The sequence below is a fragment of the Methylobacterium longum genome (genome assembly GCF_022179385.1).
In the GTDB taxonomy this organism is placed as follows: domain Bacteria; phylum Pseudomonadota; class Alphaproteobacteria; order Rhizobiales; family Beijerinckiaceae; genus Methylobacterium; species Methylobacterium longum.
This window is the reverse complement of sequence record NZ_BPQS01000037.1, coordinates 1-15,840: the sequence shown is the minus strand read 5'-3', so window position 1 is coordinate 15,840 and position 15,840 is coordinate 1. Positions and strand designations below refer to the sequence as shown.

12 protein-coding genes are annotated in these 15,840 nt (G+C 69.6%); 1 reads left to right on the top strand and 11 read right to left on the bottom strand.

The features are described 5' to 3' along the window. Nucleotides 1-4: 4 nt before the first annotated feature. Entirely contained in the window at nucleotides 5-289 is a 285-nt protein-coding gene (locus tag MFF58_RS23245) for a hypothetical protein (RefSeq protein WP_238291366.1), read from the bottom strand. A 290-nt stretch (nucleotides 290-579) separates the two neighbouring features. Here MFF58_RS23245 and MFF58_RS23240 point away from each other — a divergent pair, with 290 nt between their 5' ends. Continuing rightward, complete coding sequence (locus MFF58_RS23240; protein ID WP_238291365.1) at nucleotides 580-2,661, top strand: hypothetical protein; 2,082 nt, start codon at nucleotides 580-582, stop codon at nucleotides 2,659-2,661. A gap of 715 nt (nucleotides 2,662-3,376) precedes the next feature. On the opposite strand, the gene MFF58_RS23235 is transcribed toward MFF58_RS23240, so the two are convergent. The 10 genes from MFF58_RS23235 to groEL form a co-directional block, all read right to left on the bottom strand. Next, nucleotides 3,377-4,381 carry an SLAC1 family transporter gene (locus MFF58_RS23235; protein ID WP_238291420.1) on the bottom strand — a complete coding sequence of 335 codons (1,005 nt, stop codon included), beginning with the start codon at nucleotides 4,379-4,381 and terminating at the stop codon, nucleotides 3,377-3,379. 93 nt (nucleotides 4,382-4,474) lie between these two features. Further along, on the bottom strand, nucleotides 4,475-5,269 hold the full coding sequence (locus MFF58_RS23230) for an SDR family NAD(P)-dependent oxidoreductase (RefSeq protein ID WP_238291364.1): 795 nt from the start codon (nucleotides 5,267-5,269) through the stop codon (nucleotides 4,475-4,477). Between the two features lie 13 nt (nucleotides 5,270-5,282). Further along, the gene (locus MFF58_RS23225) at nucleotides 5,283-7,505 is read right to left on the bottom strand and encodes a xanthine dehydrogenase family protein molybdopterin-binding subunit (protein WP_238291362.1); all 2,223 of its coding nucleotides are present in this window, start codon (nucleotides 7,503-7,505) and stop codon (nucleotides 5,283-5,285) included. Between the two features lie 10 nt (nucleotides 7,506-7,515). Further along, on the bottom strand, nucleotides 7,516-7,962 hold the full coding sequence (locus MFF58_RS23220; protein ID WP_238291361.1) for a (2Fe-2S)-binding protein: 447 nt from the start codon (nucleotides 7,960-7,962) through the stop codon (nucleotides 7,516-7,518). A 103-nt stretch (nucleotides 7,963-8,065) separates the two neighbouring features. Further along, entirely contained in the window at nucleotides 8,066-9,022 is a 957-nt protein-coding gene (locus tag MFF58_RS23215) for a GlxA family transcriptional regulator (RefSeq protein WP_238291360.1), read from the bottom strand. A gap of 490 nt (nucleotides 9,023-9,512) precedes the next feature. Continuing rightward, nucleotides 9,513-11,666, bottom strand: coding sequence for a M48 family metallopeptidase (locus MFF58_RS23210; protein ID WP_238291359.1), 2,154 nt, complete (start codon nucleotides 11,664-11,666; stop codon nucleotides 9,513-9,515). 87 nt (nucleotides 11,667-11,753) lie between these two features. After that, nucleotides 11,754-12,902 carry a DUF3829 domain-containing protein gene (locus tag MFF58_RS23205; protein WP_238291358.1) on the bottom strand — a complete coding sequence of 383 codons (1,149 nt, stop codon included), beginning with the start codon at nucleotides 12,900-12,902 and terminating at the stop codon, nucleotides 11,754-11,756. A 211-nt stretch (nucleotides 12,903-13,113) separates the two neighbouring features. Beyond that, nucleotides 13,114-13,455 (bottom strand): hypothetical protein, encoded by a 342-nt coding sequence (locus tag MFF58_RS23200; protein WP_238291357.1) that lies wholly within the window; start codon nucleotides 13,453-13,455, stop codon nucleotides 13,114-13,116. Between the two features lie 497 nt (nucleotides 13,456-13,952). Next, nucleotides 13,953-14,768 carry a transglutaminase-like domain-containing protein gene (locus MFF58_RS23195; protein ID WP_238291356.1) on the bottom strand — a complete coding sequence of 272 codons (816 nt, stop codon included), beginning with the start codon at nucleotides 14,766-14,768 and terminating at the stop codon, nucleotides 13,953-13,955. Nucleotides 14,769-15,041: 273 nt separating this feature from the next. Next, the coding region (groEL, locus tag MFF58_RS23190; protein WP_238291354.1) for a chaperonin GroEL at nucleotides 15,042-15,840 on the bottom strand (799 nt) is incomplete at its 5' end.

Below are 15,840 nucleotides of genomic sequence, written 5' to 3'. Positions count from 1 at the left end.
TCGCTCATCTTGCCCCATTTGTAGGATGTGGACTCTTGCGATCCGTCTCCAGCATCTTCGCCATCTGGTCGAAGGGCACGACCGCCATCACCTGACCGTCCGGCATCTTGATGACGTTGATTTGCTTGCCGGTAGCCTTATCGGTTGCCATCGCGACCATCAGCTGGATCGGCTCGAACGGCGTGACGACGAAATCGTGCCCCCAGGCGCCGACAAGGGCCGATAAGGAGGCCATGGCCACGCTTGTTCCGGCGAGGAGAGCGACAGCCGGCAGAAGTGCGCGCATCATGATGGATCCCTTCCGGTTCGACCGGTAAGACTTCGCATCCGGGGCGGCGCAGTTACCGAGACCGAATCATCATCGCTCGTGCCGTATTGGAGCATCGACGTCGGAAGAAGAGCGGCAGGGCAACGCGACATTTCGATGTCGCCTCATGCGTTCCGGCTCTTGCGGAGACTGTCGATGCTGCCCGGCAGGCTGGGGGCGCAATGAGCGTGGGACGGGTGGGGGCTCAGGGAGAGCAGCGGCACGCCGCACGTCGGGCGGCCTTCAGGCTTGCTCGTGGAGTCCTGCACGCGTTGCGGAGCACGACCCGGATTGCCGGTGCGCTCGTCCTCGGGGCCGTCGGCATCCTGTTTCTGAACTACGTCGTGCTCTCGACGGACAAGGCGCGCGCCTATCGCAACCTCGACCCGAGCCTCGCCGAATGCCGCGACGGGCTCGCGAAAGGTTGGACGATCCTGGCCGATACCGGCCGCGAAACCCTGCGGACCGCGATGCCGTCCGACGGCGACGGATGGGTCGACGCCAGCAACGACGAAGGCGCGGTGATCGCGGCCGATATGCGTTGGGCGACACGGCTGCGCTGCGCCCTCCAGCGCCACGTTGTCCCGGCCCGCGAGGCCGGCGGGCAGGACCTCGCCTACCACCTCGGCTTCATCGAGTTCCAAGAAGACGGCGAACCCTACGCACTGGTCTCCCGCGAGGGGGCGAGCGACACGGCCATCGACAGCGCGATGCTGCGCCATGCCATGGATACCGAGATGCGGGCCAAGGGCATGCCGTCCACGATGGTCAAGCCCGTCATCACGCAGCTCGATGCCCTGAAGAAGCATCTTTCGACGGGGTCGCACTATGTGATCGCGTTCGTTCACGGCTGGCGACACGACGCGCGGATCGGCGACGGCAACGTGGCAGACCTGCGCCTCTACGCGGCTCACGCCGCCCGCTTTCTTGCGCAGCGCTGCCCGAGCGACCCGAGCGTCTGCGACATGGACGTCACGGCCGTCTATGTCGGATGGCGCGGAGCTCGCGTCGACGAGCGGGGCCTGCGGCTCTGGTTCGGCGACGCGATCGGCGGCTTCTTCGGAAACCTGTCGGCCGGCGCCACCCTGTTCGATCGGAAGCCGGTGAGCGAAGCCATCGCGCCGGCGGCGATCTCAGCCCTGCGCACACTCGAGACGACGCTCAGCGCGCCGGGGGCGCACAATAAGCTGATCGTCGCCGGGCACAGCCTCGGCGGCAACATGCTGGCCAGCGGCCTCAAGGACGACGTGGTGAAGGCGGTGCGCCGCCACCGGTTCGGAGAGACGCTGCCGCCGGTCCTCGGCAATCTTGTGGTCCTGATCAATCCCGCCTCCGAAGCGAGCAAATGGACCGCGATCCAGCGCGAGGTCTGGATGAAGCTGGCCGACCATGCCGACGTGCACACGCCGGCCTCCGAGGTCGCCCGGGACGACGGCTACTTTCCCGCCGACCAGAGGCCGGTCCTGATGTCGGTCACTGCGGCCCTGGCCTTCCCGGCCGGCGGGCTGCGGCCCGGCGATTGCGCGTGGATCGGCCTTGATGTCGACGACGCCTTCGCCGCCGCCCGCCGGAAGATCCGAAGCCGGCTCTCGGCGACGGACAGCATGTTCGATGCGGGCGTCGACTACGATTGGGCGACGCACGACCTGTTTCCGACCTTCAAGTTCGACTTCCGCCCCGCCGCTGGCTTCCTCGACCGTGTGGCGGCGCGGTTCGAGGGCCGCCAGCCTCGTGGCGAAAGCTGCAGCCCGCCACCGCCTGTCGGCCTCGGAGCCGGATTGCTGACGCTCCCGCTGCACACGCTATCGCTGCTGGCTGCAACCTTCCCGTTCCAGAACACCGCGCGCGAGGATTCGCACACGATCGGCAATCTCGACCCGCCGCGGCCGGCGGCCGGCGTGCTGGCCGATACCCAGCCTTCGGCTGCACCTTTCGGCACGACCCACGAACTGCTCGGGCTCGATGCTCCGGGTCTCGAGAAGCACCATCCCTATGCGACCCTCGCTGATGCCGCCCTGGACTGCCCGCGCTCCGACCGCTGGCTGACCCGAGCCCGAACGGCGCGCGCCGCCCGGCGCGGTACCTTCTGGGACAGCGCCGACCTCGTGCCGAGCCGGTCCAACGAGAGCGGCCCGGCCGCGCGCTTCCTGCACGGTCTTCAGTTGACCGGCATCGCACCGATCACCCGCCCCAACGACCCGTTCTGGAACGTCCGGGCTTTCGACAACGCTCTCTCGCGTCACGACGGCTACCGGCTGTCGTCGTTCGTCTGTGCCTTGAACCAACTCGTCATGGACGAGATCACCGATGCGCCATCGGCTATGAGTGATCACCGGGACCCGCAGGTTCCATAGAGCTGATCGTGACCGGATCCTCAGGCGTTTGCCCCGGATCGGACAATCGCCAACCCCTGCGATACGACGCTCAAGCCCGTGCTGCGGGTCGGCCGAAGGCAGCCGCCCTGCTTCACGGTAATGGAGGCCGGAGAGGCGACCGACGGAGCGGCGGCCGGTCGGAAGGTCCGCGATGGACATCGATCGGATCGAAACGACCTCCGACGAGAGCGGGTGATCCGGAATGGGAGCCCGGTGAGGCGGGTCGCGCTACGGGGGGACGCGCAAGACGGCGCCCGGTCAGCGCGCGGACCGAAATTCGAGGCCCCTGTACAGGATGCAGCCCAGCTGCTCGGTCGCGTACCGCTGTTCGAGGAGCGTCTTCACGACACGCCGCGCACCGCCCAGAACCTCGCGGAGATCCGCGCGCAGGGCGTCGCCTCGTTCCGAATCTGACGCATGGGCCGTGCGTGCCAGCGGCGAGCGGTTCGGCTGAGCCGTTCAAACGCCGGACCCGTTCGCCGGCGCATACCGGCATCCCCGCATCGCGGCGCCTGCCGCCGGGATCCGCAAGCAAAGTGAACTCGGTGCATTATGGAAATGCAGCTCCCAAGCTTTTCGGCTCTGGCCGAGCCACGGTATCACTCAAGTTCGGAGGCCCGGACCGAGCGATTACCATCCGCTGCTCTGCAGCCTCTGCTGTGCCGCGGATGAGCCGCTGCGCTGCAACTGAACGTCACTGTACCAGCGTGCGCAGCTCCCCACGGGCGAGGCCGATCAGCGTCCGACCGAGCAGCCACGCGATGACCAGCGTCGCGAGGGTGAGCAGGCCGAGGGCGAGAAGATCGGTGGCAGGCCCCGGCTGTACCGTTGCGACGCGCAGCGCCGCGACCGCCACCGCGGCGAGGGGGAAGCTCACGCCCCACCACGACACGCGGAACGGGCAGGCGCGCCCGAATTGGGCGAGCTTCGGCAGCAGCACGGCGAGCAGGAACAGCGCGACCGCGAAGAGCGCCTCCGCAAACAGATCGACCGCGCCGGTGGTCGCGACATAGGCCGAGAACCCCACCGCGAAGGGCGCGACGAGGATCAGGAGCGACGGCTGCAGCGCGGCCGGCAGCGGCGGCTCGAACAGGAGACGGGACAGGATCAGCGTGAACAGGGGTACGGCGAAGAACAACCCCACGGCCAGGCCGAAAACCATCACGCCCTGCATCGGCGGCAGTCCGAGCATGGGAAGCGCGAGCGGGACGTCCAGGAGGCCGACCACCGGCACGATCCAGGCTGGCGTCGCATGCGCGACCTGCTGCCGGTCGCTGAGCCACCGGGTCACGATCAGCCAAGCGAACAGGGTCATGCCGACGGCACCGACGATCCACGACGCGCGTGCCACGGTGAGGCTCAGGGGTGCCAGCGGGATCGGCAGAAGGAGCAGGCTGATCAGCGGCGTGCCGAACAGGTTGCCGGCGATGGGGTGGCGGAACTCGGCGCGCACCGCCGGGGCGGCGATGAAGGCTTTGGCGGCATAGCCCGCCGCGATGGCGACGAAGGCGGCGCAGGCCGCGAGACCGATAGCCTCTGCGAGCCAGAGCGGGGTCCCGTACCGGACTTGCGCCAACCTCCAGGCGACGCTGAGGCCCGTCAGGCCCATCACCGCCGCGAACAGGCCGACGGGCAACGCCTCGACCTGCCGCCAGCCTCCCGGACGCTTGGGCTGCTCCGGGAGGCTATGGGCCGCCAGGGCAACCTCCGAAGAGGACGCGTCCTGCGCGTTCGCGACGACCTGCAGCACCGACGATCTCCCACTCACACAGGTACCGGAACGCCCGTTCTATCAGCCGAGACCGTACCGGGCAGCCGGCACTCGATGGGAGAGGTTCGGGCCCAAGCGGAACCGGGCTGCTTCGGAGGCCTGCCAATCGGCAATGTCCGGCAGCGAGGGGATGGTGACGACCTCGCCCGCGTCGAGCCCGGCGAGGGCCGCCGCCACGAGAGCGTCGGGCTCCATGATCATCTCCGCCGGGATCTGCCCGATATCCGCGCCCGTCCGATCGAAGAACGCGGTGCGGGTGACGCCGGGCAGCACCGCCTGGAGACGAACGCCCTTGCCGCCGACCTCTGCCGCGAGCCCCTGCGTCAGCGCGAGGACGAAGGCCTTGCTCGCCGCATAGGCGGCGTTGAAGCGCTCGGGGAGGAGGGCCACGGCCGAGGAGACGTTGACGATGGTCCCGCTTCCCCGCTCGGCGAAGGCTCTCGCCGCCGCGAAGGTCAGGGTCTGCAACGCCCGGACGTTGAGGTCGAGCATCCCGTCGTAGAGGTCCGCCGGACTGTCGAGGGACGGCCCCAGGGGCCCGAGCCCGGCGCAGTTCACGAGGAGTTGGAGACCCGCCTCCGTGGCGACATGGTCCCGGATTGCCGCGAGATCCGCCGGGCTGGTCAGGTCGGCGGGCAGGACCTCGACGCTCACGCCGGTCTCTCGCCCGATGCGGTCGGCCGCCGCCCGCAGCCGGACCGCGTCGCGGGCAACGAGGATGAGGTCGTGGCCCCGGGCGGCCAGTTGCTCGGCATAAGCCGCGCCGATCCCCGAGGAGGCGCCCGTCACGAGCGCCGTGCCTGTATTCTGTGTCATCGCGGATCCCTGGTCAGGCGGCGGAGAGCTTGGTGTTGGCGATCGGGAGCGCGCGGATCCGCTGGCCGGTGAGCGCCGCAACGGCGTTGAGGACGGCGGGCGGCACGCCCGGGAGGCCCGGCTCACCGGCCCCGCCCATCGGCGCGCCGCTCTCGACGATGCGCACGTGAACCTTCGGCATGTGCTCCCGGCGCAGGACCGGATAGGTGTCGTAGTTCTGGGATTGCCGCACGCCGTCGCGGTAGACGATCTGCTCGAACAGGACTGAGGAGAGGCCGAGCGCCGCCGCCGACTCCACCTGCGCCTTGACGATGGCGGGGTTCACGATGCTGCCGGGGTCGAAGGCGATCCAGAGGTTGTGGACGCGAGCCTCCCCGCCCTCCACCGAAACCTCCGCGATGGTCGCCGTCTCCGATCCGAAGGGCGAGGCCATGGCGAGGCCGCGGGCGCGCATCCCGCCCTCGATCCGGTAGGGCCCGCGCTGCCAGCCGCCGGACATCTCGGCCACCGTCGAAAGCAGGGTCCGGTGCCGGGCGCTGCCCTGGAGGAGTGCCATGCGGAGCGCAAACGGATCCTGGCTGCCGGCCTGGGCGATCTCGTCCAGGAAGCTCTCGTAGAACGCGTCGTTCATCGAATGCCCGACCGACCGCCAGAACGCGATGTTCACCGGGTGGGCCACCTTCGTGAAGGTCATGCGCCGGTTCGGTACGGCGTAGGGCTTCTCGACGATGCCCTCGACCGCGGAAGGGTCGACGGGCGTCTGCATCATCATGCTGAAGTAGCGTCCGATCGGGCCTTCACCGATCGTGCGCACCTCGATCGCGGTCGGTTGCCCCGCCGCGTCCAGCGCCGCGCGGAAGCGGCTGAAGCTCAAGGGCCGCACCGCGTCGCGGCTGAATTCCTCCTCCCGCGACCACAGCACCTTCACGGGCCGTCCGGTCGCCTTGGCGAGCAGGATCGCCTGCGGGAACGGGTTGCCGGCCTCGTAGGTGAAGTGGCGGCCGAAGAAGCCGCCGAGCATCGGAGAGTGGATGCGGACCTGGGCTGGCTGGAGCCCGGCGACCTTCGCCGATACGGCCTGGAACACCTCCGGCATCTGGTTCGGGAGCCAGACATCGAGGGTGCCGTCACCGTCGAAGCGCGCGATCGCCGAGGGCGGCTCGAGCTGCGCGTGGGCGAGGTAGGGCGCGTCGTAATCCGCCTCGACCACCTTGGCGGCCTTGGCGAAGGCACCGGCGACGTCGCCCTGCTCCTCGGCCACGTGGCCCGGATCGGCCGAAGCCTTGAGCGCGGCGAGCATTCCCTCGGACGAGAAATCGGCGGCGACCGTGTCGATGCCGCCGGGCTTGGGCGCTGACCAGTCGACCCTGAGAGCCTCGACGGCCTTTCGCGCCCGCCACCAGCTGTCGGCGGCGACGGCCACGGCACCCGGCAGGCGGTGCACCGAGTGCACGCCCGGCATGGCCCTGACCTCGTCCGCGTTGGCGAGGGTCTTCGGCTCCGTGCCGAGGCGCGGCGCGTGCTGCACGGCGGCGTAGAGCATGCCCTCGACCCGCTGGTCGATGGCGTAGATCGCGCGGCCCGTGGATTTGTCCCGCACGTCGAGGCGGGGAACCGGCTGGCGGATGTAGCGGAAGGTCGCCGGGTCGCGCAGCGGAACGGACGGGTTCGGCTTCAGCTTCAGCGCGTCCCCCGCGAGGTCACCGTAGGGGATGGCGCGGCTCGTAGCCGCGTGCAGGACGAGTCCGTCGCGGGTGGTGAGTTCGCCGACCTGCACCTTGAGCTTGGCCGCCGCCGCGCGGATCATCAGGTCGCGGGCGGTCGCGCCGAGGCGGCGCATCGTCTCGTAGCTCGACCGGGTCGAGAAGCTGCCGCCGGTCATGCGGATGCCGTTCACGACGGCGTAGTCCGGGCCGGGCGGCGCGCATTCGACGACGAAGCGGGACGGCGGTACGTCGAGCTCCTCCCCGACAATCTGCGCCATGCCGGTGGCGATGCCCTGGCCGCCCTCCACGAAGGGGCTGCGCAGCCTGATGGTGCCGTCCGGGTGGATCTCCAGGAAGGCGGACACCCGCGTCCCCGGCTTTGGCGCGAGGGCACCCGCCCCCTCCGCAGGGCCCTGGGCCTCGGCGCGGGCCGAGCGCGCCGGCAGGAGGGCGCTGAGAACGAGGGCGCCGCCGGCACCCGCGAGGAAGCGGCGACGAGATGGGGCAGAAGAGGGGAGGCGCGGATGCATAGCGGGCTCCTCAGGCGGCGGCCTGCCGCACGGCGGCGGCGATGGCGTTGTAGGTCCCGCACCGGCACAGGTTCGTCATCGCGTCGGCGATGTCGCCGTCGGTCGGGCGCGGCGTCTGCTTCAGCAGGGCGGCGGCGGCCATGACCTGACCGGATTGGCAATAGCCGCATTGCGGCACCTGAAGCGCGACCCAGGCCTCGACGACCTTTCGGCCGATCGCGTCCTGCTCGATCGCCTCGATGGTGGTGACGGCCTGGGTGCCGACGCTCTCAAGCGGCACTTGGCAGGAGCGCGTCGCCTGCCCGTCGAGATGGACGGTGCAGGCGCCGCACTGGGCGATCCCGCAGCCGTACTTCGTGCCGGTCAGCCCGAGCGTATCGCGCAGGACGAAGAGCAGCGGCGTCTCGGGCTCCGCGTCGACTGCATATTGGAGACCGTTGATCGTCAGGCTCACCATGGCAACGACTTCCCAGCAATACGCAGCCCCCGCGGCCATGCTTACGCAGCGGTCTTGGCACCCACCACGTCATAATTGCCTCGTTTTCGGACGTGCCGACGCGTCAGACGACGGCGAGCGGTCCCGCGGCCCGGCGGATCGCCCGCGGGACTTCTCCCTGGACGCGCAGGAAAGCCCGACGCATGCGCTCGCGGTGCGCGAAACCGGTGGCACCGGCGATCTCCTCGATGGGCAGGCGGCTCTGTTCCAGCATGTGCTTGGCAGCCTCGACGCGCATCACCTCGATCGCCTTGGCGGGCGAGACGCCGGTTTCGGCTCGGAAGGCCCGCGTGAACTGGCGAGGACTGAGGCAGGCGACCGCGGCGAGATCCTCCGTGGTCAGCGGACGCCGCAGGTTCTGCCGCGCATAGGCGAGGACGCTCTGGATCCGGTCGCTCGGCGCGTCGAAGTCGAGCATCGCCGAATGCTGAGCCTGCCCCCCGGCTCGGCGGCGCTCCATGACGAGGCCCCGCGCCACGGTACGGGCCACGTGCCGGCCATGGTCGGCCTCGACCATTCCGACGGCGAGATCGATTCCCGCCGACATGCCAGCGGACGTCCAGATGTTGCCGTCCGCGACGTAGATCTTGCCGATATCGAGGGCGCAGTCGGGATAGCGCGCGCGGAACTGGGGCGCATAGCGCCAGTGGGTTGTGGCGCGCCTCCCGTCCAGCAGGCCGGCATCGGCTACGGCGAAGGCGCCGAGGCACAGGCCCGCCAAGCGGCGTGCGGAGCGGGCCGCTTGGCGTAGGTAGGCGAGGAAGTCCGGGCTCGATTCAGGGAGGCTGATCCCCGCGGCGACGATGATCGTGTCGAAGGCGGACGGTTCGCTCAGGCGCTGGGTCTCGACAGCAGGGCCGCACCCCGATCGAACGAGGCCGCCGGCCTCTGACAGGAACCGGATGTCGTAGGTCGTGTCGGCGACATATCGGTTTGCGACGGCGAAGGGCGAGGTCACGGCCAAGCCCATGAAATCGAAGTCCGGGCAGAGCAGGAAGCCGATGCAGCGGACGCCAGCCATCGTGGAAACCTTCCCCTACCCCTCCGAGCCTGAGCTATAACTCTGGCCCTCCGCGAACTGGGACAAGCAGGTCGGCCGAAAACGAGGCATATTCGTCCGGGGCCGACGCTGATCCGCAGACCGCCGGGCGACGTCGTCCCTACCCATAAGGCCGTCGTGAGAGGCAGGGTTGGGTTGGAGGAAGGGCCGCCCGGTCGTTCGGCGGCCGTTCTCCGAGGCTGTCAGACCGCTTTCGGGCAGCCTCACATCGCTGGAGCATCGATTCCAGGGTCGTCTCATCTCGGCGGCCTGGCTTGGCGAGCAGACAGATGAGCGGACATTCCGCGTGTGATCCGGCCACCGGGGGCGGCAGTCTTGAAGCACCGGTCGAACGCTCGGTCACAACCGTGTCTTCCGACTCAGCAGCTCGCGTCGTCTTGTTCTCGGCACGACGAGCCACGGCGCGGCGTCGAACCGGCCCTCGGGGAGTCGTGTGCCTGTGGTCGACTGATCAGATCCCCGTACTTGTCGCGGACAGGTGTACGCGGGCGCGGGAGGCCGCGAGGTAACGCCCGATCAGCGCGGCGAAGGCGTCGGGCTTGAGGCCGCGCGCCCCGAGCGACTGCACGCTGACCTGCCTTCGCCGTCGGCTCACCCGGGCCTGCGACACCAGGCGCTTGGCCCTCGGCAGCGTGGCCTCCGGCGCGAGGGCCAGCGTCAAGGTGAGCCGTTTGCCGTGCGTGACCTGGAAGTCCGCCACGTCCTGCCAAACGACCGCACCGTCGAGGAGCGGCGAGCGCAGCGCGTCCGGCGTCAGCACCAGCAGCGGTATCCGGCCGCGTCGATGCACACGTGCAGCGTAGATCCCTGCCCACGCGACACCCGCCGCGGCAACGCCCACGAGGATCTGCTGGGCCAAGGCATCCTGCGCGATGCCGAGTGCGCGGGGGTACAGCAGCAGCGCAGCGCCGGCCCCGGCGAAAAGGAGGGCGAGGACCCCCATCGTCCAGACCATCGGAGAGCCGTTCTCATGCACCAGCGTCTCCTCGACCGGCACGGCCGCCGCGGCCTCTTCCAGGTACGTTCGCTCGGCAGCACGGTGCTCCCGGGCCCCGGTGAGAAAGTCCGCGCTGAGCCCGCGGCACAGGCCGGCCCAGTCCGCGACCAGGGCGGCCGGCCAGGCGCGGTCGGCCTCGGTCAAAGGACGGGCGGCACGGGCGAACAGCTCCGCGTCGAGCGGCACGCCGAGCGCCGCGATCCGCTGCCGGTCCGGAGGGTGGGTGTCGGTGGGGTGTGCCTGCCGGTCGTCGAGGTGCGACCCGGGGTCGGGGAAGCCGGTTGCCGGGATCGCGTCGAGTACGCCCGCCACGAGATCGTCGGGGGCCGCGTCGGGCTCGTCGAAGGCAGATCCGAGCGTCTCCCCCACCACGGGCCCGAGAACGCCGACCCGCAGCAGGGCGGAGGCTGCGGGCGGTGCTCCAGAGACGAGGGCGCCACGCCGGTCGGCCTCGAACTCCCGCGCCCGGCTCCAGCGCGCCACCGCCGCGTCGAAGGTCCCGAGGCTGCGATGGCCGACATACGCGGCGGGACGGGTGAGCAGATCCCCGGGGCCGGCGTTGCCCAGTGCGGCCAGCGCGCGATGCAGGCCGGCGTAGATCGGAGTGAAGCGCCGGCTGTAGGCCGTGTCTTCGCCCGCGAAGTGCGCGAGCTCGTGCCCGATCACTGCAGAAAGCTCTCGCCCGTCGAGCACGCCGAGATACGGGACCGGCAGGTACAGCGTGCGCCCCGTCAGCGTCTGACCGTTCGAGCCCAGGCGCACGGCGCCTTCGGTGACGAAGAACCCCCCGGTCAAGCCGACCACCACTGCGTCGGGGGCGAGGGCATCCCCGCGCCCGGCGAGCTCGCGCACGAGGCGCCACAGTCCCGGTGCCTCGGCCTCGTCGAGGGCGCGGCCGCGGACATCGATCGGCTCGGGGGTGAACAGCGCGAAGACCCCGCGCAGGCCGCGCACCGCCGCCACCGCGGCCCAGGCCGCAAGGGCGGCGATGACGAGGGCGGCGAGCAGCAGCTTGGCCTCGCCGGCCGAGAACCGCTGGGTGAACCACAGCCCGGTGGCCTCGAACAGCGCGGCCGCCAGCACCGCGAGGCTCAGGCCCACGATCTGAAGGCCGAGCAGCACCGGCAGCGCACGGCGCACGAGGCCGAAGCTCGCGAGCAGGGCGTCGCGCGAGCGCCGGGCCCACAGGCCCGCGGCGGCGGCGCCGCCGAGCGCGACGAGACCGGCCAGCAGTGCCAGCAGCGCGCCGCCCAGCGTCGCGGACGGCATCCACGCGCGAGCCCGGGCCAGCGGCAGATCGCGCGTGACCGCGGCCAGCGCCTCCTGAGCCCTGTCGACGGCCAGCGCCGCACCGTAGGCCGTGCGCGCGCCCTCGAAGCGGACCGAGGCGTAGGGGTCCGTCGCCGCCAGCAGGCGGAGCTGGACGACGGAGACCGGCAGCTCGACCTGGCGGCGCGTGACGTTCTCGGCGGTCGCCTGCCCGCGCTCGACCTCCCAGGCCCCGAGTCCCCCGAGCAAGGCCGGAACGCCGACGACCCAGGCGATGAGCCAGACGACGGGGGGAAGCCGCCGTTTGTTGCGACGGTCGTCATGAAGCGGCACGATCATCTGCCCCTCGGCGTTCCACACTCGATGGATGCCGGCCAGCGCTGTCCGGGCCGGCGTTCTTCGGGCCAGCACTCTCCCGGCGGTCCGTCAGCTCGGCCGCGCGCGACTCTCGTACCGCTGGCAGGATTCCAGATCGCGCACCGAGCGGTTGTAGGTGTCGTTGAACAGCCGCGCCGGCTGGCTCGGGTCGCCCTTCGCCTTGATGTCCCGCGCGACGTCGCGGCCGTGGCCGATCACGCTCGCCACGGTGTCCGCGTAGCCGGTGCAGGATGTGCTGGCTTTGGGGTTCATGCCGTCGAAGGTCGCCCCAAGTTGGCGGTTGGCCGTCGAGACGTCGCCCAGGGCGGCGAGGAACGGGGCTGTGTCGGCCTTCGGCCCAAGCGCCTCGAAACGCTGCACCGCCCGACGGAGCGCGAGGCTGGTCGCCAGCAGCCGGCGTGCCGGGGCGTCCTCCGGCAGCCTCGCCATCCGGCGCTCGTCCCGGGCGAGTTCGCGCTCGAACAGGGCGGTGCCGAAGGCGTCCATCGCCTTGGCGGCGGCTTCGACCCTGGGTACGAGGATCGTGTGCTGCTCCCGGGCGAACTTGTACCCGTCCTCCTTGAACTCCCGCATGGTCTGGTAGCGGGTCAGCGCCTTCAGCGTCGGGTTGAGCTCGCGCAAGGCTGCAAGCAGCCGCGTGGCCTGCGGGTCGATCTCGGGAATGGTCCCGGGCAGAGCGGCCGCCTTCTCCAACTCGTCGATCACCCCATCGAAGTCGACGATGCCGAAGTGGTACCACGCGTTGGCACCCAGCTTCGTGCCGAGCTTGAGCACGCGTTCGTTGTCGCGTCGGTACTCGGCGAGTTGCCGTTCCAGCGGGTGGGAACGCACGAGGTGGTTCTGCACCTCGGTGTAGGCGTTCGCCTTCGCCACTTCCTGCGCTTCGCGGCTCGGCGGGAATGGCGCGACCCGGGCATCCGCGCGCGCAGGTGCCTGCATGGCAGGGGCCTGCATGGCAGGGGCCTGCGTGACAGGGGCCGGAGGCACGGCCTGCAGCAGCGCCTGCGAGGCTGGCGGCGGGGCGGGGAAGTCGCACCTGAAGGCGTCGACCATGCTCTTGCGCACGGCCTCGTGGGCCTGGGCGCATTGCTGGGCGACGGTCGGTCGGGCGGACGCAGTGCGGCTGACGGCATCGCGGAAGCTCTCCCGCAGCGTGCCGATACCCTGACGAATGTTCGGACGAACGGCCTCCGGCACGCCTGGGCTTGCTGCACACTGCGCGTATGCGTCTAGGAAGGCGTCACAGCTCTCGACACCTACAGGCGTCACCGGTGTCACGGCCCCGGCGGGCGCAGCCAGCACAGTGGCGAGACCGGCCACGCCGAACCGGCGACGTCTTCCCGAACGCTGACAGCTGCCACGCGGCATGCTCATCTCCTCGACTGTAGGGCTATCTTGGAATTCGAAGTCAGAGATTGCGCAGGGCGAGCAGCGGGACGAGCGCGGCGAGCGCAACTGGCACCGACCAGTATTGTACCGGCACCCAGAACAGCGCGTGACGACGGCGGAGAAGAACGCGCTGGTTCGTGGCCGGGTCGATGAGTTCGCGCGGCGGACGACCGTTCAGACGCCGGCCGACGATCCAATTGGCGGCTGCGGCGGCGAAGAGCCCGAGGCTGACGGCGAGAAAAGTGAGTTCGGGGTGACCAAGGGCCCGAAGCGCCGAGCCGCCCAGCGCCCCGACCGCAACCGCCGTGCCGATCACGACAGGGATGACCACGATCCCCCAACCCGACCAGATGAACAGCATCACCACCGCCTCAGTTTGATCCGTAGCCCACAGCCGAGGTGATGACGGAACCTGCATCGGCTGGACGCGATCCGGTCGCGCGTCCTGCGGGGCGCCCGGTTTCTCTTGGGCGCCAGAATGAGGCGTCGCTGTGTTCACGGCCGCGTGAACTATCTAGAAGAGCCGGTGCCTGTAGGTGCGGACCTTCGGAACTGGGCAGTGCTGTACCTGTGGGACGGGCGCGGGCACGACCGCCACGGCGGCATGGTCCATCAACGCCGGCCTCGCACCCATCGTCGCCCGGCTGCGGGCGAGCAGCGCGGCCCGATCTGAGCGACGGCTTGTCTTGCGCACTCAGACGCGAACTTAGGAACGCACGAGGCCGCGCGACAGGTCAGGGGGTGGAGCGGCGCCGTGCAGCGTCTTACCGCACCCGTGCCCCTGCACGACCCGACGCCGGAACGCGATGCCATGGGAGCGGGGTCGGGCCTGCGGCCGGCCTCGATGAAGGAATGAGCCTAGGCCGGACTCGGTGCTTCCTCCGTCGTGACACGAAATTCGGCGAGATGGTTGGGACCGAACGTGAGTGTCAGGGGTACGTCAGCGGCATCGCGACCATAGGCGATGAGGATCCGGCCGATACGTGAGCTGTTGTTCCGGGGATCGAAGGTGTGCCAACGACCTCCAAGGTATACTTCCATCCAGGCGGCAAAATCGCCCGGGGCATGCGGCAGGGGCAGGCCGATGTCGCTGACATAACCGTTGCAGTACCGTGTCGGGATGTTGAGGCAGCGGCAGAACGCGATCGCCAAGTGAGCATAGTCACGGCAGACGCCCCGCTGCTCTTCGAACACGTCGAAAGCTGTTCGGGTCGCGCGCGCGTGCTCATATCCGAAGACGATCCGATCGTGCACGTAGTCGCAAATCGCCTGCACCCGGCTCCAGCCGGGCGAGAGATGCCCGAACAAGTCCCATGCGATGGACGACAGACGATCGGTCTCGCAGTACCGGCTGCCGAGGAGAAACAGGACGCTGTCCGAAGGCAGTTTCTCCACTGCGATTTCCGGAGCGTCCGGCTCCCGCGTGTCGCCGCTGCCGTGGTCCCGCACGATCGTGTCGGTCTTGAGGGTGAAGCGCCCTGCCGGAGCAACCATGCGATTGCACCAATTCCCGAAGCTGTCGCGATAGCCGTCCAGCGGAACCGCCGGACTCGTGATCAGGTAATCAGGCCGTTCGAGATCGGAGAAGCGCGATGCATGGACGTTGAGCGTCGCAATGACGGGGGTGGGCTGCGGAAACTCGTAGGTCATCTCACAGCCGACGAGAATGCGCATGGGCTCCGTCCTGAAGAGCGAGACCGAGCTCGGCGTTGACCGATTGCACGCTGCGAGCCCTGGCCCGCAGGGCGTTACGGACCGGCCGTCTCGACCTCTCGTAGTATCTGGATTGATGTTTGTGCCGAGAGCGGTCGAAGGCGCAAGCGGGTGCTGCGTGAGCCATCGATATTGTGCGCAGGCACTGCCTGCGCGGAGCGTGGCCCCCCGCGGCGCTCGCCCACGCGCCGACATCCGGCCCGTGGGAAAGCACCGCTAGGGAGCCATGACAGGTTAGAAGTCCATGCCGCCCATACCGCCCATGCCGCCGCCGGCTGGCATGGCAGGAGCGTCCTTGCGCGGAGCCTCGGAGATCATCGCCTCGGTGGTCACGAGAAGACCGGCGACCGAAGCCGCCCCCTGGAGCGCAGCGCGGACGACCTTGGCCGGGTCGACGATGCCGGCCTGGAGCATGTCGACGTACTCTTCGGTCTGGGCGTTGAAGCCGTAGGTCGAAGAGGCGTTGGCCAGGATCTTGCCGACCACGATCGAGCCTTCGACGCCCGAGTTCGAGGCGATCTGACGGATCGGGGCCTCGAGGGCCTTCAGCACGATCTTGATGCCGGCCTGGACGTCCGGGTTGTCGTTCGAGAGGCCCTGAACGGCCGCCTTGGCGCGCAACAGCGCGGTGCCGCCGCCGGGGACGATGCCTTCCTCGACCGCCGCGCGGGTGGCGTGAAGGGCGTCGTCGACGCGGTCCTTCTTCTCCTTGACCTCGACCTCGGTCGAACCGCCGACACGGATCACCGCGACGCCGCCCGCGAGCTTGGCCAGACGCTCCTGCAGCTTCTCACGATCGTAGTCCGAGGTGGTCTCCTCGACCTGCGCCTTGATCTGCGCGATGCGGCCCTCGATGTCGGACTTCTCGCCGGACCCGTCGATGATCGTGGTGTTCTCCTTGTCGATGCGGACGCGCTTGGCACGGCCGAGCATCGGGAGCGTCACGTTCTCGAGCTTGATGCCGAGATCCTCGGCGATCATCTGGCCCTTGGTCAGGATCGCGATGTCCTCGAGCATCGCCTTGCGGCGATCA